This window comes from Alteromonas naphthalenivorans, from assembly GCF_000213655.1.
GTDB classification, from domain to species: domain Bacteria; phylum Pseudomonadota; class Gammaproteobacteria; order Enterobacterales; family Alteromonadaceae; genus Alteromonas; species Alteromonas naphthalenivorans.
The window spans coordinates 352628-375973 of record NC_015554.1 but is presented as its reverse complement, the minus strand read 5'-3'; the positions used below and the strand labels follow the sequence as shown (position 1 = coordinate 375973).

The 23346-nt window shown below is 44.1% G+C and carries 21 protein-coding genes and 1 pseudogene; 11 read left to right on the top strand and 11 right to left on the bottom strand.

The annotated features are described in order from the left end of the window. Nucleotides 1–74 precede the first annotated feature (74 nt). Nucleotides 75–419 (bottom strand): iron-sulfur cluster insertion protein ErpA, encoded by a 345-nt coding sequence (erpA, locus tag AMBT_RS01575; protein WP_013782811.1) that lies wholly within the window; start codon nt 417–419, stop codon nt 75–77. 211 nt (nt 420–630) lie between these two features. On the opposite strand from erpA, the gene AMBT_RS01570 reads away from it, so the two are divergent. Then, the gene (locus AMBT_RS01570) at nt 631–1464 is read left to right on the top strand and encodes a polyphosphate kinase 2 family protein (protein WP_013782810.1); all 834 of its coding nucleotides are present in this window, start codon (nt 631–633) and stop codon (nt 1462–1464) included. A 120-nt stretch (nt 1465–1584) separates the two neighbouring features. Here the strand turns inward: AMBT_RS01570 and minE are convergent, their stop codons facing one another. The 4 genes from minE to AMBT_RS01550 form a co-directional block, all read right to left on the bottom strand. After that, nucleotides 1585–1842 carry a cell division topological specificity factor MinE gene (minE, locus tag AMBT_RS01565; RefSeq protein ID WP_013782809.1) on the bottom strand — a complete coding sequence of 86 codons (258 nt, stop codon included), beginning with the start codon at nt 1840–1842 and terminating at the stop codon, nt 1585–1587. Further along, the gene (minD, locus tag AMBT_RS01560; RefSeq protein WP_013782808.1) at nt 1842–2651 is read right to left on the bottom strand and encodes a septum site-determining protein MinD; all 810 of its coding nucleotides are present in this window, start codon (nt 2649–2651) and stop codon (nt 1842–1844) included. The genes minE and minD overlap by 1 nt, the downstream gene beginning before the upstream one ends. Before the next feature lie 29 nt (nt 2652–2680). Then, entirely contained in the window at nt 2681–3433 is a 753-nt protein-coding gene (minC, locus tag AMBT_RS01555; protein ID WP_013782807.1) for a septum site-determining protein MinC, read from the bottom strand. A gap of 297 nt (nt 3434–3730) precedes the next feature. Next, entirely contained in the window at nt 3731–5122 is a 1392-nt protein-coding gene (locus tag AMBT_RS01550) for a class II fumarate hydratase (protein ID WP_013782805.1), read from the bottom strand. Between the two features lie 363 nt (nt 5123–5485). Here AMBT_RS01550 and AMBT_RS23140 point away from each other — a divergent pair. After that, a pseudogene (locus AMBT_RS23140) lies at nt 5486–6795 on the top strand (putative manganese transporter). 104 nt (nt 6796–6899) lie between these two features. Here AMBT_RS23140 and AMBT_RS01540 read toward each other — a convergent pair. Further along, nucleotides 6900–7625 carry a DUF6776 family protein gene (locus tag AMBT_RS01540; RefSeq protein ID WP_013782802.1) on the bottom strand — a complete coding sequence of 242 codons (726 nt, stop codon included), beginning with the start codon at nt 7623–7625 and terminating at the stop codon, nt 6900–6902. 116 nt (nt 7626–7741) lie between these two features. Here AMBT_RS01540 and AMBT_RS01535 point away from each other — a divergent pair, with 116 nt between their 5' ends. The 3 genes from AMBT_RS01535 (at nt 7742) to AMBT_RS01525 (ending at nt 10115) form a co-directional block, all read left to right on the top strand. Further along, nucleotides 7742–9418 (top strand): chloride channel protein, encoded by a 1677-nt coding sequence (locus tag AMBT_RS01535; RefSeq protein ID WP_041452464.1) that lies wholly within the window; start codon nt 7742–7744, stop codon nt 9416–9418. A 2-nt stretch (nt 9419–9420) separates the two neighbouring features. Continuing rightward, the gene (hemJ, locus tag AMBT_RS01530) at nt 9421–9849 is read left to right on the top strand and encodes a protoporphyrinogen oxidase HemJ (protein ID WP_013782800.1); all 429 of its coding nucleotides are present in this window, start codon (nt 9421–9423) and stop codon (nt 9847–9849) included. A gap of 68 nt (nt 9850–9917) precedes the next feature. Beyond that, nucleotides 9918–10115 (top strand): hypothetical protein, encoded by a 198-nt coding sequence (locus AMBT_RS01525; RefSeq protein WP_013782799.1) that lies wholly within the window; start codon nt 9918–9920, stop codon nt 10113–10115. Here the strand turns inward: AMBT_RS01525 and AMBT_RS01520 are convergent. Next, entirely contained in the window at nt 10112–10795 is a 684-nt protein-coding gene (locus tag AMBT_RS01520; RefSeq protein WP_013782798.1) for a UPF0149 family protein, read from the bottom strand. The two genes, AMBT_RS01525 and AMBT_RS01520, sit on opposite strands and share 4 nt — an antisense overlap. Before the next feature lie 204 nt (nt 10796–10999). On the opposite strand from AMBT_RS01520, the gene AMBT_RS01515 reads away from it, so the two are divergent. Beyond that, a complete protein-coding gene (locus tag AMBT_RS01515) occupies nt 11000–12211 on the top strand; it encodes an Nramp family divalent metal transporter (RefSeq protein WP_013782797.1) in 1212 nt (403 codons plus the stop codon). 91 nt (nt 12212–12302) lie between these two features. Here AMBT_RS01515 and AMBT_RS01510 read toward each other — a convergent pair whose 3' ends face one another. The 3 genes from AMBT_RS01510 to typA all read right to left on the bottom strand — a co-directional run bounded on the left by AMBT_RS01510 (nt 12303) and on the right by typA (nt 15994). Next, a complete protein-coding gene (locus AMBT_RS01510) occupies nt 12303–13448 on the bottom strand; it encodes a MalY/PatB family protein (protein WP_013782796.1) in 1146 nt (381 codons plus the stop codon). Nucleotides 13449–13589: 141 nt separating this feature from the next. Then, the gene (locus AMBT_RS01505) at nt 13590–13982 is read right to left on the bottom strand and encodes a response regulator (protein ID WP_013782795.1); all 393 of its coding nucleotides are present in this window, start codon (nt 13980–13982) and stop codon (nt 13590–13592) included. Nucleotides 13983–14164: 182 nt separating this feature from the next. Next, nucleotides 14165–15994, bottom strand: coding sequence for a translational GTPase TypA (gene typA / locus AMBT_RS01500; RefSeq protein WP_013782794.1), 1830 nt, complete (start codon nt 15992–15994; stop codon nt 14165–14167). A 432-nt stretch (nt 15995–16426) separates the two neighbouring features. Here typA and glnA point away from each other — a divergent pair, with 432 nt between their 5' ends. From glnA to glnG, 4 genes are all read left to right on the top strand, one after another. Continuing rightward, nucleotides 16427–17836, top strand: coding sequence for a glutamate--ammonia ligase (gene glnA / locus AMBT_RS01495; protein ID WP_013782793.1), 1410 nt, complete (start codon nt 16427–16429; stop codon nt 17834–17836). Between the two features lie 105 nt (nt 17837–17941). Continuing rightward, nucleotides 17942–18511: a hypothetical protein gene (locus AMBT_RS01490; RefSeq protein ID WP_013782792.1), complete on the top strand. Its 570-nt coding sequence runs from the start codon at nt 17942–17944 to the stop codon at nt 18509–18511. 126 nt (nt 18512–18637) lie between these two features. Next, complete coding sequence (gene glnL, locus AMBT_RS01485) at nt 18638–19723, top strand: nitrogen regulation protein NR(II) (RefSeq protein ID WP_013782791.1); 1086 nt, start codon at nt 18638–18640, stop codon at nt 19721–19723. Beyond that, nucleotides 19713–21122: a nitrogen regulation protein NR(I) gene (gene glnG, locus AMBT_RS01480; protein WP_013782790.1), complete on the top strand. Its 1410-nt coding sequence runs from the start codon at nt 19713–19715 to the stop codon at nt 21120–21122. Before glnL ends, glnG begins: the two co-directional genes overlap by 11 nt. Before the next feature lie 115 nt (nt 21123–21237). Here glnG and AMBT_RS01475 read toward each other — a convergent pair whose 3' ends face one another. Beyond that, nucleotides 21238–22377 (bottom strand): HD domain-containing phosphohydrolase, encoded by a 1140-nt coding sequence (locus AMBT_RS01475; protein WP_013782789.1) that lies wholly within the window; start codon nt 22375–22377, stop codon nt 21238–21240. Nucleotides 22378–22609: 232 nt separating this feature from the next. On the opposite strand from AMBT_RS01475, the gene AMBT_RS01470 reads away from it, so the two are divergent. Further along, the gene (locus AMBT_RS01470; RefSeq protein WP_013782788.1) at nt 22610–23335 is read left to right on the top strand and encodes a 1-acylglycerol-3-phosphate O-acyltransferase; all 726 of its coding nucleotides are present in this window, start codon (nt 22610–22612) and stop codon (nt 23333–23335) included. The last annotated feature ends 11 nt before the right edge of the window (nt 23336–23346 follow it).

Sequence of the window (23346 nt, the reverse complement as noted above, 5' to 3'; positions counted from 1 at the left end):
AACGAGGAGAAAAGTACAAGATCATAAACGCGAGACAAGCATACACCAAGATGCGATGTATGCCCGATTATCATTTACACGCTAAAGCTAGCGCCGCATCCGCAAGTGGTGGTTGCATTCGGGTTTTGCACTAAAAAGCGTGAACCTTCTAAACCTTCAACGTAGTCAACAACGCCGCCCACTAAGTATTGCAAACTCATAGGGTCTACCACTAAGGTAACGTCATCTTTATCAATTGTCATATCACCGTCGTTCACTTTCTCATCAAAAGTGAAACCATACTGAAAGCCAGAACAACCGCCCCCAGTAACATAAACCCGCAGTTTTAACGCAGGATTTTCTTCTTCCGTGATGAGCGCTTTTACTTTTGTCGCCGCTGCATCAGAAAACTCAATTGGCAACGCCATTTCTACAGACATACTCACCTCTTCATTAACCATGTGCACCTGCACGCATTCACGTGCACGCATCGATAACCCAATTATCTAATACTTGAGTAATGCTATCAACTATTGGGGTGAAACTAACTGAAACAATAGCCAGCGTTCTTTCATTTAGCATGAGAATGAGAGACTAAATGGACACGCTTGTCTGAAAGGCATACCCTGAAAAGAAACAAACGGGATCATCATGGCGCGTTCAGTATCTTCTATTTCTCTTCTTGAGCGCAAACTTACATTGCCTGAAGGCGATGATGCGCCTTTTATTGATAGTCGCAAGCATTACAAAAACACATTGAAAAGCTGGCAGAAAAAACTGCTACATGTACAGCAGGCTTATTATCACCAAGGCCGACGCGCCATCATCGTGTTTGAAGGGTGGGATGCCTCAGGTAAAGGCGGCGCTATTAGGAGGATAACCGAAAAACTTGACCCTCGCGGGTTTCGCGTTCACTCGTTCGCCAAACCCACACCTGAGGAACAAGGTCGCCACTACCTCTATCGGTTTCAAACACGGCTACCTGTACCGGGAAGAATAGCCATTTTTGACCGCTCTTACTATGGCCGTGTGATGGTAGAACGCATTGAAGGTTTTACACCTACACCCGCATGGGAAAGAGCTTATCAAGAAATTAATGAGTTTGAACGACTCTTAATTGATGACGGCGTAACAATTATAAAACTCTTTATGCATATTTCAGCAGCCGAGCAATTAGAGCGCTTTGAAGAACGCTTAAATAACCCTTACAAACGCTGGAAGCTAACCGAAGAAGATATACGAAATCGTGGCCGACGGGACGATTACATTAATGCCATAGAAGAAATGTTTGATAAAACCGATACTCAAATGGCACCCTGGCATGTGATAGAGGCCGAGCATAAATGGTTTGCACGTATTAGCGTGCTAAAAACGATTGTTGAGGCACTCAGTGATGGCGTAGTTGTAGAACCACCGCCAATCGACCCTACCGTGGTGCATTTAGCAAAGCAGCAACTTGGTATTACTTTAGAGAAAAGCGAATAAACAATAACAGTTTACCCATGTCTTGTTACTAAGACACGGGCAATACTATTTTAATATAAGTCGCGGCATGGGCGGCTTTGATACGGTGTATACCGGCTATTCCTGGCCTTAGCCCTAGTTCTAGCTTTCAGGCAAAGTAACGTTTAGCTCTAGCACGCTGCAATCGTCACTGCTTTCCAACTGTACCGACACTTGGTCGTCTGCAATACTCACATATTTGCGTATTACCTGAATAATTTCTTGCTGCATCATTGGCAGATAATCAGGCTCGGTACGTTTACGTCTTTCGTGAGCTACAATGATTTGTAACCGCTCTTTGGCCACCGCCGCAGTGCGCGGCTTTTCCTTTTTCTTGAGTAGGTAATCGAAAATACTCATTACTTGCCTCCTAGCAGGCGCTTAAAGAACCCTTTTTTCTCTGCTTCTAGAAATCTATGTTCAATGGTTTCGCCTAATAAGCGGCGAACGGCGTCTGAATATGCCTGACCAGCATTGGCTTCTAAGTCTAGAATAACCGGCTGACCTTGGTTAGAAGCTTTAAGTACGGCTTCCGATTCAGGAATAACGCCCAATAGTGGTATCGCTAATATTTCTTCAACATCAGCAACACTAAGCATTTCTGCACTTTCAACTCGCTGAGGATTGTAGCGGGTAAGCAGTAAATGCTCTTTTACCGGCTTTCCTTGTTCAGCGCGCAAAGACTTACTTTGCAAAATACCTAAAATACGATCTGAATCACGTACCGAAGAGACTTCAGGGTTGGTCACAACGATAGCTTCATCGGCAAAATACAATGCCATTTGAGCGCCTTGTTCTATACCTGCTGGTGAATCACAGATAATAAAATCGAAATCTTCTTTCAACTCGTTAAGAACCGCTTGAACCCCATCGATGGTAAGCGCGTCTTTATCACGTGTTTGTGATGCTGGCAGAATAAACAAGTTGTCGGTACGCTTATCTTTAATTAGCGCTTGTTTCAGCGTGGCTTCTTTATTTATCACGTTAACGAAGTCGTAGACCACACGGCGTTCACAGCCCATGATCAAATCGAGGTTACGCAAGCCCACATCAAAATCTATCACGACGGTTTTATGACCCGCTAAGGCTAAACCTGTACTGATAGCCGCACTTGAAGTCGTTTTACCAACCCCACCTTTACCCGATGTTACTACGATAATCTTTGCCATTTTTAATTCCTTGTAGAATACGTTAACACTTAGGCGATAGGCTCAATGTGTAACGTGTCCTCTTCTAAATAGATTTGTGCGGGCTGTTTCCAGCATGATGCTTTTACGGTTTCATGCATAATGAATTGCCCAGCAATTGAGATAAGTTCTGCATCTAACGACTGACAAAAAACGCGGGCATGCACGTTACCTTTTACGCCCGCCAGAGCTCGGCCTCTAAGTGTGCCGTAAACATGAATATTTCCATCTGCTAGTACTTCTGCCCCTTCGCTCACCGCTGCGGTAATCACCAAATCACCACCTTCGGCATAGACTTGCTGCCCAGAGCGTACTGGGCGGCTAATGACTTTTACCGGTTTAATGGCTGCTGGTGTGGGTACTGGCGAAGATACTGGTGTGGATGCTGCTGGCTCATTCGCGGCCTGCTCTTTAGACGTGGTACTTTCTGATTTTGTTGTTTTCAACGAGCTTTCGGTGAATTTACTTTGGCTAACATCCGCTAACCCCAAATCGTTGATGATACTTCTAAGTGGCCCAACTTCACCGCGAACCGCCATAGGCTGAAGCTTAAAGCGTCGACATAACGCAACAAGCAACTCGAATTCGGTGGCAGTGAGTGATTTGACTAAATGCAATATTAGCGATGAACGAGTGAAAAACTGGGGTGCACTATTTACCTTTTCAGCAAGCTGAGATTCAAAGGTATCTGGCTCAAAATCGATCACTTCTAACACGATACTGGTTAGTGTAGTGCCCTTCATGCGAAAGCATGTATCTGTCATTAATTATTCCTGAGTAATTTTTATTGCTCAACTGCCCAACCATGAGGGCTTAAAGCGAGTATGCACTCTATCAAATTCCGCTTCATCGGCAATAGGCAAGCGCTTAACAAGCGCACAACTGCTCACAAAACAACCACAATCTAACATTCCTTTGCACTAGGCATCTAGTATCGACCTAAAATTGCTTTGAAAATCCGTAAAAAAAGCGTGGGGCTCCACGCTTTGCATACCAATATTTTGTCCATAGAGCCTTTCAACCAGGGAATTAAAGCTCGGTTAACCGCCCTACTAAATGCTTTAGCGCTGAATTTCAGTCAGTTTTTTAGGGTCTAATAACGATTCCAGCTCAGACCTTGGCAAGTCGGTCATCGCTTCTGCAACATCGATAACGGGCATTTTATCTTTGTAAGCTTTTTTCGCTATTTCTGCGGCTTTCGCATAACCAATGATAGGGTTAAGCGCAGTCACTAAAATAGGGTTTTTCGCCAATGCTTTCTCAAGGTTCTCTTGGTTAACCGTAAACTCTTTAATGGCCTGCTCGCCCAAAAGCACACAGCTATTCGACATTAACTTGATGCTCGACAGCAAATTATCGGCAATCATAGGCAACATAACGTTAAGCTCGAAATTGCCCGACTGCCCGCCCACCGTTATGGCTGCATCGTTTCCTATCACTTGTGCAGATGCCATCGCTACCGCTTCGGGTATTACGGGGTTCACTTTGCCAGGCATAATAGATGATCCTGGTTGCAATGCCGGTAACGATACTTCACCTAAACCAGCAAGGGGCCCTGAGTTCATCCAACGTAAGTCATTTGAAATTTTCATTAAGGTAACGGCGAGGGATTTTATCGCGCCTGATAAAGTTACCGCTGTATCTTGCGAGCTAATTAACGCAAAGCAGTTATCAGCAGGGGTAAATGCTATACCTGTAAGGTCAGATAGAGTACTTGCAAAAGTGGCAGCAAAGTCAGGGTGTGCGTTTACTCCTGTGCCAACTGCCGTTCCACCCTGCGCTAACGTTTGAATGGCGGGTTGAAGCGATTTTATTGTCTTACGTTGCTGACTAAGCTGCGCAGACCAAGCACGTAAACTTTGATCCATCCTAACCGGCATAGCATCCATTAAGTGTGTGCGGCCGGTTTTGCAATAATCAGACACTGAGTTCGCTTTGGTATCAATGATATCGATTAGCTTCGTAATGGCCGGGATAAGCGATTCTGTCAGCTCAATGGCGGCACTTGCATGAATAGTAGTGGGAATAACATCGTTTGAGCTTTGTCCATTGTTGACATGATCGTTAGGGTGAACCGCTTCCCCTTCATGTTTACCTTGTTGCTGATTCGCCAAGTTAGCGATGACCTCATTGGCATTCATATTGGTGCTAGTGCCTGAGCCTGTTTGAAATACATCTACCGGGAAGTGTTGCTGTAACTCGGGCTCACCAAGCAATGTGTCACAGGCCTGCTGTATAGCGTCGGCAGTTCCAGCATTAAGGGTTTCGAGTTTTTTGTTCGCAAGTGCAGCGGCTTTTTTAATTGTCACTAGGGTGCGAATAAAAGTAAGCGGCATTCGTTCACCGCTTAATGGAAAATTATTAATTGCGCGTTGTGTCTGTGCGCCATATAACGCGTCGCTAGGAACTTCGAGCTCGCCCATGCTGTCACTTTCTGTTCGGGTATTTGTCATTACTGTCCCCTTAATCTGATGAAATAAACGTTACTCTACTCTTGCGTACTTCACCCTGCACGGTTTGGATCCTTATTTATCTTTTTCAGCAACAGCGCATCCATCAACGTGTTTATCAACGTTTCCGTCAAAGCTCCTATTAACGTAGTACCCAATAAACCTGAGTCACAAGTGCTATCGGTACGTATTGACAGTACGTATTGACAGGAATCTTGACAGAACACCTGTTAATGATAATAATAACCATTATCATTTAATGCGTTATAGCATGATCTGATCACGTAAAAGTTCGTAGGAATTAGTACTGTTTGTTTAAAAAGCACATTACATGTGCTTTTGCTAAAACCTGTTATTTTCACTGTAATGTGTGGGGCTGGGCCTTTTATTACTGGGCCTTTTATTACTGAGCCTTGTAGGACCACCACCTGTTGCTATCACCTGGAATCGAGAGTGTCTTCTTTAACTTCAACTGAAAAAGTCAGTAGATACAGCATTAGGCAGAAAACACTAATGTTAAACAAGCGCCTGTTCTTACCGGCGTTTATCGTCATGCTGCTTGTTTACTCATTCACGCGTGAAGCGACCATCGCGGTTCTATCCGATGCCTATTTTCAAGTCGCTGCATTTGTTTATGCATCACTGTCAGTTTATTACCTTGCCACTTTGAAAGTATCCGCTGAAGCCATTGGCGACTTTATGCGCAAGCATCCGCTCTATGAAGTAGGCTTGGCATCTTTTCTTGGTGCCCTTCCCGGCTGCGGGGGCGCGATTATTGTAGTCACGCAATATACCCGAGGTGTTACTAGTTTTGGTGCTGTGGTTGCTGTGCTAACAAGTACCATGGGTGACGCCGCGTTCTTGCTATTGGCTCAGGCGCCGTTTGACGGCTTAACCGTAATGGGTGTTGGCATGGTAGTGGGTACCCTTACCGGCGTTATTGTAAACCGGTTCCACAATTACCAACCGCCTTCCTCTACTACTGCGCTTGGCAGTGCTGACGACAATACCGATGATAGCGTTGATGATAGTGAGCCATCCGCTACCACTGCCTCCTCTTCCATTGATAAGCTTTCTACTTACTTTTGGCTGGTTGTTGCATTACCATCACTTGCTATCGCCCTAGGCTTGTCGTTCCAATCGCCCGTTCATGAATATCTGGGGGTAACGGAACCTACATTGCAACTTATTGGTGCCGTATTGTGCTTATCGGCAATTACACTGTGGTCGTTAAACGGCGGCAGTGCAGGTTATGCTTCGCTAACTCTAAAGAAGATGCTATTACGCCTCCGCCACGCTGGCAGAGTAAAGCAGCGCTAGATACCCAATTTGTATTAGCTTGGGTTGTCGTTGCTTTTTTATTGTTTGAATTGGCGATACTGTGGTTTGGACTTGATATAGGTGCCACCCTAACCTCTATGGGCGCAAGCGTTGTAGGCTTAGCAATTTTGGTGGGGTTTATACCCGGGTGCGGCCCACAAATATTAGTGACCAGTCTGTATTTGAATGGTGCAGTACCTTTTTCTGCTCAACTTGGTAATGCTATTAGTAACGACGGTGATGCATTGTTTCCCGCCATAGCACTATCACCAAAAGCGGCCATTCTAGCCACTGTCTACTCCGCTATTCCTGCCATAACGGTGGGCTATGGGTATTATTTTCTATTCGAGAGATAGCGATATCAGTGAGGCTAGTAGCTGTGAAACACTCACGGTTCACACTTGAGAATGAGCTTCTTCGCCCGGCACTGTGGGTTTGCATTGTACTTATCGTCGAAGCGCTACTGCGTATCTTCTATTATACTGCCACTATTCAATGCGTCTTCCCACTTGACCGTTTTAGCTAAGTCTCCGCGCTTTGCATTATATTGGTATACAGTAGTTTCAAGGGTAATTGATGTAGGCTGAAAGCCATCGGGTAGCGTAAAGCTTGTATTAATGGCTTGAAAATATTTAAACCTGTACTCAATTTCTTGCTGAATAAACTCTGGCTCACCAATAGTAACCGTGTACTCCTTCCCTTCCCGCTCACCTACTAAGGTGACTGCAAGTTTGCCCTTAACTACTGCTTTGTTTTGTCGCTGCTGTAGTACTACAAAACGCATTTGAAACTGATTAGGCTCTGGCAGTGAGACAACCTCTACCCCTTCAATGATAAAACCATCTTGGGTGGTTTCAGGTGCCATAATTCGTTGGTAAAAAGCGAGTTGCTGCTGAAGCTCAGCCTGTTCGGTTTGAACGTTATTGAGTTGCTCGGCAATCGATTTCTTTTCCAATTCTGTTAACTGTAATGCGACTTCCAATTGGTTAACCTGAGTCACATATTGATTATTTTCACTGACTAATAACGCAATGGTTTTGTCTTGAGCAGCTACCTTCAGGCTATCACCCTCATCCACTATTCGCGCTAACTTGTAGCCAAACGCTATCATTATTAGTAACAAAGCAGCGACAAGCAATGACCACTTGTAATCACCTAGGAGTTGTTTCAATTTATCAGTTGTCATGAATAGTTATGGTTCTTAATTTTCTCGAGCCAGATACATTAAAATTCTTAACATTATGAATTTCAAGTGTTTGTGGTAAGCTGCTTATATCTACGATTTCTCTACTGTATCACAACATGCGTTTGCAGGCTTTACGACAAGAAGTGGCTCACCCGAGGACGTCTATACAACTTTGCCTCTTGGGTATTGTGGGCGGCGTAAGTGCTGCATCACTGATCATCATGTTCCGCCTTTGCGTAGAATGGCTTCAAGCGTCAGGTTTCGGTGCACTACGAGAGTGGTTCAATGATGAGTGGCCCGTTTGGTTTCTCATGCCCTTACTTAGCGTGCTGTGTATTTTGCTTATTGCCTATATCACGGGCTTTAAGCACTATCGAATGGGTATTCCCTTTGTTATCCACCGCGTAAAATATTACTACGGCCATATTCCCTTTCGCACTACTATTAATCAATTTTTCGGCGGTATGTTGGCCTTAGCCGGCGGCTTCGTGGTAGGCCGCGAAGGCCCTTGCGTTCATTTAGGTGCATCGGCCAGTAGCTTCTTAGGCCAATGGCTACGACTTCCCTACAACAGCATTCGTATTTTAGCGGGTTGTGGTATTGCTGCGGGCATATCCGCCTCATTTAATACCCCGTTTGCCGCGGTTATCTTCGTTATGGAAGTGGTACTGCGGGAATATAAAATTCATATATTTGTGCCCGTTATGCTTGCCGCTGCGTGTGGCTCGGTGTTAACCCGTATCGTATTTGGGCAAGTAAACGAACTGTCGTTTTTATCTTTTACCGCGTTTAGTCAGTGGATGTACCTATACCTTGTTTTACTTGGCGTTTTACTCGGTATGCTCGCGACATTATTTAACAACCAACTTATGCGGGTAATGACCTGGTTTAGACCTGTCCCTATGGTATGGCGACTCATGCTGGCGGCGCTAATAACAGGTACAGTGGGTATGTTGTTGCCCGAGGCGTTAGGGGCCAACTTTATTGATGTCGAAACGCTGTTTTCCAGCAACCCAGAAACCCTTTTACTGTGTGCTATTTTAGTGAGTAAAGTCGTGCTGGCTGTATTTGCTATTGGACTGGGTATTCCCGGCGGAATTATTGGGCCTGTAATGGTTATCGGCATGCTTGCTGGTGCGGTACTGTTGGTGCCCTTGTCTTACTTTATCGACGTACCTGAATTTACTAACAGCTTTGCCTTATTAGGTATTGCTGGCATGCTAACAGCCGTGCTTCACGCGCCCTTAGCTGCCTTGTCGGCGGTAATGGAGTTATCGTACAGCCCTGAAATTATTTTGCCCGCCATGTTGGTTATCGTGCCTGCTTATGTGACATCAACACAATTTTTCGGCAATCGGTCGATTTTTATTCGCCAATTAGATTATCAAAACCTACCCTATGCTATTTCTTCCATTCGGGAAGCCCTTGAAAAAACGGGTGTACTGGCAGCATTAAGCAAAGACTACAAACTTTTTCATGACGCTCCAGATAAGGCACTTGAAGACTATTTATCGAAAAATCCAACAAAGATCGTAATTCAACAATCAAAATTTGAAATAGATGTGCAGTATCGTCTGGTCCAATATAATGTGAGCTTAGAACACGATGCGAATGCGCTCAGTTATCACGAGATGGAAGGCTTAAATGCTCAAAGCACGCTTCATGAAGTATATGAGCATCTCAAAAATACGCGTTCTGGCGCGGTCTATATTTACGATCAGGAACTCAACGACATCATTGGCGTTATTACCTGGAATATTTTGCAAAGCTTTTTACAAAAGGCACAGTATTAACAATGTACATTTTATGGTTTAAAGCACTTCATATTTTTTTCATGCTTGCGTGGATGGCCGGAATTTTTTATCTTCCTCGGTTGTTTGTTTACCATGCTGAAGCTACATCGCAAGAAGTGAAAGATCAGTTTAAAGTGATGGAGAGAAGGCTGTGGTTTTTTGTCACCCCTTTCGCTTTGTTAACCTTGGCGTTTGGTGTTGCACTTATCGTGAGCTATGGGAGTACGTGGTTTAAAATGTCAGGTTGGCTACACATTAAATTCATGCTTTTGCTTGCGCTTTACGGCTATCACTTCTATTTGTTTAAGCTAGTAAAACAATTCTCCCGTGATGAAAATCGTCACAGCGCCAAATTTTACCGCATTATTAATGAAGCTCCGGTACTGCTTATATTGGCTATTGTTTGTTTAGCAGTAGTAAAACCGCTATAAATTCAACAGGCCGTGTTACCACGTACTGATGTTATGGAATAACCGTTAAATAACCTAAAGGAAACTACATGGATGATAGTAACCAGCACTTAAAAGATTTGTTGTCGCAAACTGATTTAGCGTTTAAAGCGCTGATGCGCCAACCTAACTCTAGTGAGTTAAGTCATGCTTACGACAACGCTAAAGCAGAGTTAGACGCTTACATGAAGTCATTGCGTAATACGCTTTCTCAGCGCAAACACCTGCAGCGTCAGAAAGCTCGTTAAGAAGTTTTCGTAAAGGTTTCAAATTGGTTAGGTAATGCTGCGCTCAGTTCGCCAGCCAGATCAATATAATCTTGAATCATTGCTGGAAGTTGTTTCCACAATAAGGGTAAGTTGGCTTTAAGCTGTTGCGCTTGGCTGGGGTTACGATACTGCAATGCCAGTTCAACATTTGCTAGGGTAGTAAATAACTTTAAGCAACGAGACAGCCGTTTCTCTGGGGTATCTGAGTCATTGATATCTTCACGCATTGCATCTTTTGCACTAAACTTTTCCCACGCTTGTTGCCAGACATCTTCAAGTTGCTGGTGCACGTAAAGTAATCCTTCAAGCCATTGAGCTAATTCAGCGGGTATTGCAGAAGCGGGTTCAACAGTAGCATCACCCTCTGAATACACACAGCGTGATGGCATTAAGGGCTTCTCGTCGGTCATACACTGCAGGTGAGCCCTTAAGTTATTCATCAGTACATCCGCTAATGCATCTACATCTTTGTCTACCAGTGCACTTGAAGAGCTCTGTATCAACCATGGCATCCACTGCTCTGGCATAGGTATTTCTGGTGATGCTGCAACAGCGAATATCATACCGTCGGCTTTGTAGGCGCTAGGTAGTACATGCGTTAACTTGCCCTTTTCAAATACAGGCAAAAGAATATCGATGGGACGCGCCGTTTCTGACATTAAAAATTCCTACTAGCGGTTGAAATGACCTATTTATAACCTGTACCCTTCGCGCCCGTTTTTATGTTGGGTTAAAAACCTGTGTTAACCGTTATATTCAAAGCACAACAACATAGTGAGCGAGTAGCAATAGAATTAGTTTGCGTGGTTGCGCAATAGCTAACCTGTTGTCATGATAGCAAAACTAAACTAAGAGTGACTGCAATGGCAAAAGATAAATCAGGATATATTATCGCGGCTGCCTTTATTGGCCCAGGTACAGTAACAACGGCAAGTCTAGCAGGCGCTAACTTCGGTTTTCATTTGGTGTGGGCATTACTGTTTTCAATTTTTGCCACCATTGTATTGCAAGATATGGCAGCTCGCTTGGGGGTGGCAACGGGCAAAGGCTTGGCATCAGCCATGAAAGACATGGTGTCTACACCATGGCTGAAAATGCTTTTCATTGCGTTAATTGTTAGCGCAATCGGCATTGGAAACGCCGCTTATGAATCAGGCAATCTAACCGGCGCTGCCATCGGTCTAGATGCTTTTTGGGAAATTGGCACAGGCACCTGGGCGCTTATTCTTGGGGTACTTGCCATTGCTCTACTTTGGACAGGTAGCTATTCATGGATAGAAAGCGTACTGGTTTACCTCGTGTTTATTATGGCTGGCGTGTTTTTCGTTACCCTTATTGTTGCTAAACCCGATATATCACTAATGTTTAGCCAGCTACTGCAGCCGCGTTTAGCCGCCGATTCTATTACCACCATACTTGCGTTGATAGGCACCACTATTGTGCCTTACAACTTATTTCTTCATGCGAGTCTTGTGGCGAAGTCATCCACAAACACGGACAATACAAATTCTGATAAAAGTGATGCGATTAAAGCGTGCAGAAAACAATCGGCAACGGCCATTAGTATGGGCGGCTTAATTACCCTTGTGGTGATGGCCACTGCTATGATGGCCTTTTTCAACCAAGCTGCCACCATGGACGCCGGAAACATGGGTGAGCAGTTAAAGCCCGTCTTAGGTGACAAAGCTCAATGGTTTTTTGCATTAGGCTTATTCGCGGCTGGGCTAACCAGTGCCATCACCGCACCGCTTGCAGCAGCCTATGCGGTTTGTGGAGCACTTGGGCTGTCTGACGACATGAAAAGCAAGGGGTTTAGGGCGGTGTGGCTGACAATAATTGTGTGTGGCGTTGCCGTTGCTGCACTCGGCTTTAAACCCTTACCTGCTATCTTATTTGCTCAAGCAACCAACGGCTTATTGCTGCCTATTATCGCTATCTTTTTATTGGTAGTGATGAATAAAAGTAACGCACTTGGCGAATTCAAAAACACCCTATGGAGCAATCTTGCAGGCGTTTTAGTGGTATCTGTTGTGGTAGGGTTGGGTCTTTATAAATTGACTAGCCTATTCATTTAATTCGATAATTTCAGCCACAAAAAAGCCCGTTATGCGATAAGCAGACGGGCGTTTTTATAGGCTAGCGTTTAATTAGTGGCTAACTTGACCGCTACTTGGCTAAACGTTGTAGCACATCATTAAGCATCGACTGGCTACAGCCAAAGTTAATTCTGAAATGATCAGCTTTATGAAAATCTGCGCCAGGAGAAGGGCCTACGCCTTTTTCTTCAGCCCATCTTTGCACGTTTTCTACGCCTAAACCGCTTGCGTCTACCCACGCTAAAAACGTGGCTTCTTGCTTCAGCATAGATAACCCATCGATACCGTTTATCGTTTCATACACGGCATCACGGTTAGCGCGCAAATACTCAATTTGAGCGCTGTGCCATTCGTCACACAAAGTAAATGCGGCTTCGGTAGCGGCTAATCCCAACACGGTAACCCAAGGCATGATGCCAGCGGCTGCGCTGGTAAATTGCTGCCGGAGTTTAGGGTCTGGAATAATCGCAAAAGAGGTGCCTAAACCCGCAACGTTAAAGGTTTTGCTAGCAGCCATTAGGGTAACGCTGTTGTTGGCTAAGTTAGCCTCACGACCAGCAGGAATATGCTTCACTCCAGGCTCTAAAATTAAATCACAGTGGATTTCATCAGAACATAAACGCACGTTATTGGCGTTACAAATATCAGCAACCCTATCTAGCTCTGCTTTGGTTAATACTGAGCCAACTGGATTCATTGGGTTACAAAGAATGAATAACTTACATTTAGGGTCGGCGGCATTGGCTTCTAGTGCTTCGAAATCCAACGTATAGCGCTTTCCTTCAGATTCAGAGTCAATCACAGTGCCAATATCGACACGCTCTAATTCATTTAATTTAGGCGCCGCGAGCAATGGTGGGTAATTAGGCGTTTGAATAAGCACCTTATCGCCTGGCTCACAATAAGCTTTACAGGCTACATTAAACGCAGGCACTACGCCGGGTGTCCACACAATCCATTCTGATTTAACATCCCAGTCGTGTTTGTCTTTCAACCAGCGCTGGATTGCACGAATGGCACCTTGATGCTGACTAGGTAGTACATAACCTAAATTACCGTGCTCAACTTGTGCTGAAATTGCATCTAAAATAGGCTGTGCGCAACGAAATTCAGTGTCGGCAACCCAAGCAGGAATAATGTCCTTGCCTTTATATTTCTGCCACTTGAACGAATAGGTATCTTTACGAGGTGGGGTTTGGTCAAAATTAATCGTCACACATACATCCTGTTGCCATTACATTATGGGCACCAGTGTAATAATTCGTGAGCATATAAACTAGCGCTGCTTAGACCATTTAGGACTTTTTTATTTGTTTGCTAACGCCATTACCTATATTCGCTGACGAGTAGTTCGCTATTAGCTAACGCGACTTTTCGTTTTTGCTTGCACAACAGATTTCGCCTTTGCGGCCAAGGCGTCCATTTCCAAGGGTTTCGCTAAAAATCCAGACACGCCTAACTTGCGCGCTTCCATAACGAGTTCTTTATTAGGATCGCCAGTAATAAGTAAAAAGGGAACGGATAAATTCGCAGAGCGGCATGCTTTCAACAAACTTAACCCATCGAATTCTTTCATGACTTGGTCGCTGATAATAAGCTGAAGTGTGTCTGGCGTTTGTTGGAGTAAGAATTCACGAGCAATTTTACTTCGGCTAAACGGATAAACCGTCGCCGACAAACGGGTTTCTAATGCATCGGTAATAAGATCGAGCGTAATAACATCGTCTTCAATAACTGCTACAGAAAACACGGGCTTTGCCTTTTTAATTTCAATAACTTGATAATAGAGGCCAAATTCGATGTTGCCAACTCATCTTTCGTCGACATTTTGGCAAAAAACGTGAATATAAAAAAAACGCCAGCTTTCAAGCTGGCGTTTTTGAATCATATCAATGCATTTGAAAACTAATTAAGTTATCAAAGCAGTGGTGATTACTTTTTCTCGCGTGAAGAACGCTTACGTTCGTTTTCAGTAAGTAACTTCTTACGAATACGAATAGATACTGGCGTAACTTCAACTAGTTCGTCTTCATCGATGAACTCAAGCGCTTGCTCAAGAGACATCTTGATAGGCGGAACCAAAGTTTGCGCTTCATCAGTACCAGATGCGCGAACGTTGGTTAACTGCTTACCTTTAAGGGCATTTACAGTTAGGTCGTTATCGCGGCTGTGAATACCGATAACCATACCTTCGTAAACTTCTACACCGTGACCGATAAACAAACGACCACGCTCTTGAAGGTTAAACAAGGCGTTAGTTAGGGCTTTACCGTTAGCGTTAGCAATAAGAACACCGTTCTTACGCTTCCCAATGATACCGCCTTTGTATGGGCCATAGTGATCAAACGTATGGTAAAGCAAACCAGAACCAGACGTCATCGTCATGAATTCTGTTTGGAAACCAATCAATCCACGGCTAGGAATTACGAAGTCGATACGTACACGGCCTTTACCATCTGGAGACATGTTGGTCATTTCAGCTTTACGCAGACCAAGTTGTTCCATGATTGAGCCCTGATGCGCTTCTTCACAGTCAACCGTTAGTGTTTCAAACGGTTCTTGTGTTTCGCCATTCTCTTCTTTAAGAATAACTTCTGGACGTGATACTGCTAGCTCGTAGCCTTCACGACGCATGTTTTCAATAAGGATACCCAAGTGAAGTTCACCACGACCTGATACGCGGAATTTATCCGGATCTGGTGTTTCTTCAACACGTAGTGCAACGTTATGTACTAGTTCGTCGTTCAAACGCTCTAGAATGTTACGTGAAGTAACGTATTTACCTTCTTTACCAGAAAACGGTGAAGTGTTTACTTGGAAAGTCATGGTCACTGTTGGTTCATCAACAGATAACGGTGTCATTGCTTCTACTTGGTTAGTATCACAAATAGTGTCAGAGATTTTAAGCGAACCTAAACCTGTGATTGCGATGATATCGCCAGCACTTGCACCTTCAACTTCATGACGTGCTAGACCAAGGTAACCATATACTAAGCCAACTTTACCGTTACGCTTCTCACCTTCAGCAGTAACAACAGTTACTTGTTGGTTTGGCTTAACAGTACCGCGCTTAATACGACCAACACCTATTACACCAACATATGAGTTGTAATCAAGTTGAGAAATTTGCATTTGGAATGCACCAGAAGCATCTGCGTCTGGAGGCGATACTTGGTCAACAATCGTTTGGAACAAAGCATTCATGTCTTCTTCAGGTTTGTCGGCGTCTAGTGAAGCCCAACCATTCAGTGCAGAAGCATAAACAACTTGGAAGTCTAGTTGATCGTCAGTTGCGCCAAGGTTGTCGAACAAATCGAATACTTGATCCATAACCCAATCAGGACGTGCGCCTGGCTTATCAATTTTGTTGATAACAACAATTGGCTTTAAGCCTTGAGCAAATGCTTTTTGTGTTACGAAACGCGTTTGAGGCATTGGACCTTCTTGCGCGTCTACTAGAAGCAACACTGAATCGGCCATTGACATTACACGCTCTACTTCACCACCGAAATCGGCGTGTCCTGGAGTATCTACGATGTTGATACGGTAGTCGTTCCAGTTAATAGCAGTGTTTTTCGCTAAGATTGTGATGCCGCGTTCTTTCTCGATGTCATTCGAGTCCATCACGCGCTCTTCTTGCTCACCGCGAGTTTCAAGAGTGCCTGACTGTTGTAACAGTTTATCAACCAAAGTTGTTTTACCGTGGTCAACGTGAGCAATAATAGCAATGTTACGTAATTTATTAATATCAGTGGTATTCATCTAGGGAGCCTGTGTAAATCATTACATGATGTTAAGCATGCATTAGATTTGTTGCAAAAAATGCAGATAGTAAATTTTGCGCGGATTGTACAGAAAAACCACGGCGTTTGCGCACCTTTTTTTAAAAGGTAGGCATGTTTTTCACTATTATAGTCTTTGATTAACGAATTTATTACTTTTGCGCCCTGTTTTCGGTGGTAAGTGAAGACAAGTTACTCTAGGCTAGCTAACGGCTACTTAAGTTTAATTTGCACCAAAATATAGCGATTGAGCACCATTATCGTGCAACACCATTAATCATTCAGTTATCCTCTTGCTGCTAAGCCAGCAAAATTGGAACCACGATAGATGGCATGAAAATCGCTTTTAGTTTTTCCACTGTTGGGATGAAGCTGATCATTCCGCATTTTTACATTAAACCTGGAGGACACGATGTCAGTAGAAAAGGCATTAGAGCTGATTAAAGAAAGTGAAGCGAAATTTGTTGATTTGCGTTTTACTGATACTAAGGGCAAGGAACAACACGTATCGATTCCTGCTGCTACGGTAGACGAAGAGACATTTGAAGAAGGTAAAATGTTCGATGGTTCTTCAATTGCAGGCTGGAAAGGCATTAATGAATCAGACATGGTACTTATGCCTGATCCTACGAGTGCGGTAGTTGACCCATTCGCAGAAGAGACTCAAGTTAATATTCGTTGTGACATCCTAGAGCCTTCTACAATGGAAGGTTACGAGCGTGATCCACGTTCAGTTGCGCGCCGTGCAGAAGAATACCTAAAATCTACCGGCATCGGCGACACAGTATTCTTCGGTCCAGAGCCAGAATTCTTCCTTTTTGACGATGTTAAATTCCACACAGACATGGCTGGCTCTTTCTACAAGATTGATGCTGCTGAAGCAAAATGGAACTCAGGCGCTGATTTTGAAGGCGGAAACATGGGTCACCGTCCTGGTGTTAAAGGCGGTTACTTCCCAGTTCCTCCAGTAGATTCAGCGCACGACATTCGTGCAGCAATGTGCTTAGTAATGGAAGAAATGGGCTTAGTTATTGAAGCGCATCACCATGAAGTGGCTACTGCTGGTCAAAACGAAATCGCTTGCGAATTCAACACACTAGTAACGAAAGCAGATGAAATCCAAGTTTATAAGTATGTAGTACATAATGTAGCTCACGCTTATGGCCAAACTGCTACGTTCATGCCTAAGCCTCTTGTAGGTGATAACGGTTCTGGTATGCACTGTCACCAATCAATCGCTAAAGATGGCGTAAACATCTTTGCGGGTGATAAGTATGCTGGTCTGTCTGAAGAAGCGCTTTTCTACATTGGCGGTATTATTAAACACGCTCGTGCAATCAACGCTTTTGCAAACGCATCAACCAACTCTTACAAGCGTTTGGTTCCAGGATTTGAAGCACCGGTAATGCTTGCATACTCTGCACGTAACCGTTCTGCATCTATCCGTATTCCATACGTAACTAGCGATAAAGCGCGTCGTATCGAAGTACGTTTCCCTGACCCAACAGCTAACCCATACCTTGCTTTCTCAGCAATGCTTATGGCTGGCCTTGACGGTATTAAGAACAAGATCCATCCTGGCGATTCTATGGATAAAGACTTGTACGACTTACCACCAGAAGAAGCGGCAGAAATTCCAACCGTTGCTAGCTCGCTAGAAATGGCACTAGAAGCATTGGATAACGACCGTGAGTTCCTTAAAGCGGGTGGCGTTATGACTGACGACATGATTGATGCATACATCGATCTTAAGTCTGAAGAAGTAACTACGCTTGCCATGACAACTCACCCAGTTGAGTTCGACATGTACTACAGCGTTTAATTAACGCTTAAGTGCTTATTTATACAAAAGCCCGCTTATGCGGGCTTTTTTTTATGCCAAAGCTTTTCTACTATATAAGTAAGAAACTATGAGTGGGTCTTCCTATTGACTATTTATCCCTACATTGCGTTGCTTACGGTGATGGTGTTACTCCCCAGTGAAAGCCATGGGCAAAGCACATCAAACGACCCTGATGAGTCTACTACCTCAAGCTCTCCTGTTTATAAAGTGAAGCAAGCCGATGGCACTATCCTTTATACCGATAACCCTTCACCAAAAAGCGACCCTGTTGAGTTTGAAGCGAAAACACAGAATGTAGTGTCTAGCCCCTCAACACCGAAACCCGTTTTCGCTCAAACAACTAAATCCAAGGAGGTTGCCTATAAGGTGGTTATAGCCTCTCCTGCCCCTGAGGCTACTCTTCGAAACAACGCCGGAAACTTCACCATACGAGCGAACCAGCCGACTTCAGTGAAGGCGCCCCGCTATCAGTTAATTTTTGATGGCGCCCTATTGCAGAGCAATACAACAGGCGTATTTACCTTAAATGGTATAAATCGGGGCGAACATCAGTATAAGGTTGAGCTAACAGATAATAAGGGCAAGACTCTTGCATCCTCTGCACTACAAACGCTGTTTCTACATCAAGCATCAGCGTTAATAAATAGCAACTAACGTTCGAAAGTAGCGCAAAGCCCGCACCATAGCGGGGAACAGAAAAAAAGTAACACCAATTCTGTGCCTACAATTTTTACCGATACGTTACAATGCACCCATATAGTGCAGAGGAGATAAGCTCGGATGCAATCTACCGAGTTAGACACGCAACAATTTTTGAACAGCCTGAATACTGCGCTTGTGATGGTAGACAATAGATTAAATATTGTTTACGCCAACCACGCAGGAGAAGCCCTGTTTGAAACTGGCAGAAAGCAACTATGCGGTCATCGACTTGATGACTTTTTCCTGCCTGGAAATATCGACACCACTCGTTTACGCGCAGCACTAAGGCACGGAGAAGACTTTACCGAAAACGAAATTCGCCTTTGTTTTAGAGATAATCGCAATGTCATGGTTGATTTAACCGTAACGAACTTGCAGTTAGAAGAAGGGGCTAGGCTACTATTTGAAGTAAAAAAAATAGATCAGCAAAAGCGAATATCCCGTGAAAATTTACAAAACGCACAACATTATGCAGCTCGCGAACTTGTCCGTGGGTTAGCTCATGAAATTAAAAACCCATTAGGGGGCATTCGCGGGGCGGCGCAATTACTTGAAAAAGAATTGAGCGAAGAGCATAAAGAATTTACTCAGATGATCATTGAGCAATCTGATCGACTTAGAAATCTAGTCGACCGTTTGCTTGGACCAAATTCACTGCCTCGGTTTAATTGGAGCAATGTGCATCAAGCATTGGAGCAAGTGCGAAGCCTGATGCGGGTTGACTCAGAAACCCCTATCACCATCATTCGGGATTACGACCCTAGTATTCCACCTCTGATGATTGACGCTGATATGATTCAGCAAGCTGTTTTAAATATTGTCAGAAATAGTATTCAGGCGTTAACCGAAAGTGAAACGCCTGACCCTCAAATTCGCTTGGTAACGCGTATTGAGCGACAGATGACTATTCAGGGAAACCGCCATGCCCTAATCGCTAAAATAAAAGTGATAGACAATGGCCCAGGCATTCCCTCAGAAATAAAAGACACGCTTTTTTACCCCATGGTGAGCAGTAAGCAAAATGGTTCCGGCTTAGGGTTATCGATATCGCAAACATTGATAAACCATCACGGCGGAAAAATAGATGTAGAAAGCCACCCTGGGCACACTGAATTCGTAATTTATATTCCGATAGACCGCAAGGAGACAGACAATGACGAATGAGTCAGTATGGATTGTCGATGACGATAGTTCTATTCGTTGGGTGCTTCAAAAGGCCTTACAAACAGCAAGCATTGGATGCTTGTGTTTTGAAAACCCGCAAGATTTACTCCTTCAATTACAAAGCGGTCAAGCGCCAGAAGTGATTATCTCTGATATTAAAATGCCGCAGATGGACGGCATGACATTGCTTAATGAAGTTCATGCTACGCACCCCATGATGCCGGTAATCATCATGACAGCACATTCCGATTTAGACAGCGCGGTAAACGCCTATCAAAAAGGGGCATTTGAATATCTACCTAAACCCTTTGATATCGATGAAGCGGTCACGCTGACTCAACGTGCGTTAGCCCATGCAAGAGAGCAGTCGAAAACGCAGCAAGCCCCTCAAGACGATCCGGAAACCGAAATTATCGGAGAAGCACCCGCGATGCAGGAAGTTTTCCGTGCAATCGGCCGATTATCTCGTTCTTCAATTAGTGTATTAATTAATGGCCAGTCAGGTACTGGTAAAGAGCTGGTTGCCCACGCCTTACATCGCCATAGCCCGCGCTCTAGTAAACCTTTTATCGCACTTAATATGGCCGCTATTCCAGCCGACTTGGTAGAGTCTGAGTTATTTGGCCATGAAAAAGGCGCGTTTACAGGTGCCCAAAATGCGCGCCAAGGGCGCTTTGAACAAGCTGACGGCGGCACCCTTTTTCTTGATGAAATAGGTGACATGCCTTTAGATGTGCAAACTCGACTTCTTCGGGTTTTAGCCGATGGACAATTTTACCGTGTGGGCGGCCATCAATCTGTGGCAGTAGACGTACGAATTATTGCGGCCACCCACCAAAACTTAGAAAAGCGTGTGGCTGACGGAAAGTTTCGTGAGGATTTATTTCACCGGTTAAATGTTATTCGTGTGCATCTACCGTCTTTATCTGAACGCCGTGAAGATATTCATTTATTAGCCCGTCACTTCTTACGCCGAGCAGCGAAAGAGTTAGATGTAGAAGCAAAAAGTTTAAGCAAAGATGCTGAAAAGTTAATGGCTCAGCTTCCTTGGCCAGGTAACGTAAGACAACTCGAAAACGTATGCCGTTGGTTAACCGTGATGGCTAGCGGACAAGAAGTGTTACCGAGTGACTTACCGCCTGAAATCCACTCAGACAACAGCATCGAAAAGCCCGCCGCCGAAGCGGGAGATTGGCCAGACTTACTCGCCCGTTGGACCGACAAACAACTTCGCGATGGCAGATACAATATTCTTAATGACGCCATGCTTACGTTTGAAAAAATTATGTTGGAACGTGCCCTTCAGCATACTCATGGCCATAAGCAAGATGCCGCTAAGCGTTTAGGTTGGGGCCGTAATACCCTTACTCGTAAACTAAAAGAGCTAGGTATTACGTAGTTTGCGCTAGCTTGTAAGGCCTGCTAATACACAAAAGCCCGCTTTATTCATTGTGAAATAGCGGGCTTTTCTATGCTTGTTGAAAACAAGAAATAGGTTCGTTACTAATCGGAGGCTAGCCGCCTTTTTTCAACAAACTTGTCATCGCCTGGTTGAACAACCTTACCCACTGCATGCTAAATTGCCCTTTAGCACTGCGGTTAATTTCAATAACTGCCTCTTTCTTAGATAGTTGTTTTTCATCATTGTGGGCACGAGAATGTGTCATCGCATCATAAGTATCAACAATGGCAAGTAACTTGGCCCCATCACAAATATCATCTTCTTTAAGGCCTAATGGGTAACCGGTGCCATCAGTACGCTCATGGTGCTGCATCACTATTTTACGGGCCAAATCCCATTGGTCTAAGTGTTCAAGCAAGCGGGAGCTTTTATACACATGGGAACGCATTAAGTTGAATTCTATATCGGTTAACGCCTCGCTTTTATGCAAAAGCTTTAGTGGCATAAATGCCATACCGAAATCATGTACATAACTGGCTACGGCTAGCTGAGATTCATCAATAGGTTTGCCTGCGGTACTATTAATATACAACGCTAACTTAGCAACCCTATCCCCTCTGCCTACCCAAAATTTCGAGCGCTTCTCGATGGTTTGCATAAGATCACGAAAGAAAAGAACATCCAATTTCTTTTCATTACTCATGTCTTTGGGTATACCCGACGTTGCCAGCGTAGGCGGTTTTATTTGAATATTTTCAGGGTTACTGTCGTCGGTTATTACGTCTAAGGCGGGGTTGAGTAATAATACAGCCTCGGTAAGACGTTTCTCATGTTCATCGCCATTATCCGGTGTAATTCGGCTTATCGCCATGACCAACTGTTGGTGCAAGGTATCGTCATATTCGGCTTTTCCTTCAGCCATAACAGCTTCTACAAATGCCTTAACCCTATCCATGGTAAGTAACACCAAGTCACTCATGGTGCTGGTATACGACACCTGTCCTTTACGTAAGTAATCGAGTAAGTCTTCTACATGCTGAAGCAAGGGGATCATGGGTGAGAAATTCACTAACCCAAGGTCGCCTTTAATAGTATGAATTGATCGGAACAACGCACGTTGCAGTTCATTGTCTTCTGGACGAAGCTCTAATTCTATTAATGTCTGCTCACTCGATTCGTAAAGCTCATTAATTTCTTCCATTAAGTCACAAAGAATATCTTCTTCGAGGTCGTCAGGTACAAATGTCTGCATTATGGATACCGGGTTGGTGAGGATAAGGTTTCACTTTCTCTTATTGTAAGATGCTATCGACCAAGTTACCTCATACTAAAGTTAAGTATTTTAGATTAACTTGCCTAATTTGAACGTATTTCTTGCGATACCATGGCAACAGAACCGCTAAAGCATCTATAATAACTCATCGGACAAGTGTACGCTGAAACTTACTTTATACTTCGCGCGTCATTTATATTCAGGAGTCACTTTGATAGCTTTACTACGCGTTCCCGCGCTGTTACTCACCTTTTTACTCGTCAATATAGCCCTTTTGGCGGTATGCATTTTTCGTCCTTTTCACAAAGATAACGTACATACGGCGGGTAAACTTTATTCGTTAATGTCTTACGTAATGGGTTTAAAGGTGATTGTGCGAAAAGATTCAGCGGTAGACATAAAAGAGCCCTACGTATTTATTGCGAATCATCAAAATAGCTACGACGTAATGACTATTTGTAAAGCCGCATTACCCGGCGTTGTCACTATTGGTAAGAAAAGCCTAAAGTGGATCCCAATTTTCGGTCAAATTTATTGGCTGTCAGGCAATATTCTCATCGACCGGAAAAATTCAGGCAAAGCCCGTAACACATTAGATATTGCAGCCAACCGTATTGCTAAGAAGCGTACCTCTGTATGGTTCTTCCCTGAAGGAACGCGAAGCTATGGACGCGGTTTATTGCCTTTTAAACAAGGTGCTTTCAGGCTGGCGAAAACCACCAAGGAACCCATCGTCATGGTTACTGCGAGTAATCTACACAATAAAGTAAAGTGGAATCGGTGGGACAATGGCGTAGTACTTATCGATATTAGTGCACCTGAAGCCCTTACCGACGACAAGCCACTTAAAGCCTGGATGCAGTATTTCAACGACCAGATGAAAAACAAGATAACTGAGTTGGATGCTGAAGTCGCTGAAATGGAAAAAAGCAGGTAAACTTGCGAAAA

Coding starts and splice junctions, on each gene's coding strand:
- AMBT_RS01475 (WP_013782789.1), bottom strand. CDS start 22,377: ATGCAGACATTTGTACCTGACGACCTCGAAGAAGATATTCTTTGTGAC.
- typA (WP_013782794.1), bottom strand. CDS start 15,994: ATGAATACCACTGATATTAATAAATTACGTAACATTGCTATTATTGCT.
- AMBT_RS01550 (WP_013782805.1), bottom strand. CDS start 5,122: ATGACAAATACCCGAACAGAAAGTGACAGCATGGGCGAGCTCGAAGTT.
- AMBT_RS01540 (WP_013782802.1), bottom strand. CDS start 7,625: ATGACAACTGATAAATTGAAACAACTCCTAGGTGATTACAAGTGGTCA.
- AMBT_RS01525 (WP_013782799.1), top strand. CDS start 9,918: ATGGATGATAGTAACCAGCACTTAAAAGATTTGTTGTCGCAAACTGAT.
- AMBT_RS01535 (WP_041452464.1), top strand. CDS start 7,742: ATGCGTTTGCAGGCTTTACGACAAGAAGTGGCTCACCCGAGGACGTCT.
- erpA (WP_013782811.1), bottom strand. CDS start 419: ATGTCTGTAGAAATGGCGTTGCCAATTGAGTTTTCTGATGCAGCGGCG.
- minE (WP_013782809.1), bottom strand. CDS start 1,842: ATGAGTATTTTCGATTACCTACTCAAGAAAAAGGAAAAGCCGCGCACT.
- glnA (WP_013782793.1), top strand. CDS start 16,427: ATGTCAGTAGAAAAGGCATTAGAGCTGATTAAAGAAAGTGAAGCGAAA.
- glnG (WP_013782790.1), top strand. CDS start 19,713: ATGACGAATGAGTCAGTATGGATTGTCGATGACGATAGTTCTATTCGT.
- AMBT_RS01570 (WP_013782810.1), top strand. CDS start 631: ATGGCGCGTTCAGTATCTTCTATTTCTCTTCTTGAGCGCAAACTTACA.
- AMBT_RS01515 (WP_013782797.1), top strand. CDS start 11,000: ATGGCAAAAGATAAATCAGGATATATTATCGCGGCTGCCTTTATTGGC.
- minC (WP_013782807.1), bottom strand. CDS start 3,433: ATGACAGATACATGCTTTCGCATGAAGGGCACTACACTAACCAGTATC.
- AMBT_RS01520 (WP_013782798.1), bottom strand. CDS start 10,795: ATGTCAGAAACGGCGCGTCCCATCGATATTCTTTTGCCTGTATTTGAA.
- hemJ (WP_013782800.1), top strand. CDS start 9,421: ATGTACATTTTATGGTTTAAAGCACTTCATATTTTTTTCATGCTTGCG.
- minD (WP_013782808.1), bottom strand. CDS start 2,651: ATGGCAAAGATTATCGTAGTAACATCGGGTAAAGGTGGGGTTGGTAAA.
- glnL (WP_013782791.1), top strand. CDS start 18,638: ATGCAATCTACCGAGTTAGACACGCAACAATTTTTGAACAGCCTGAAT.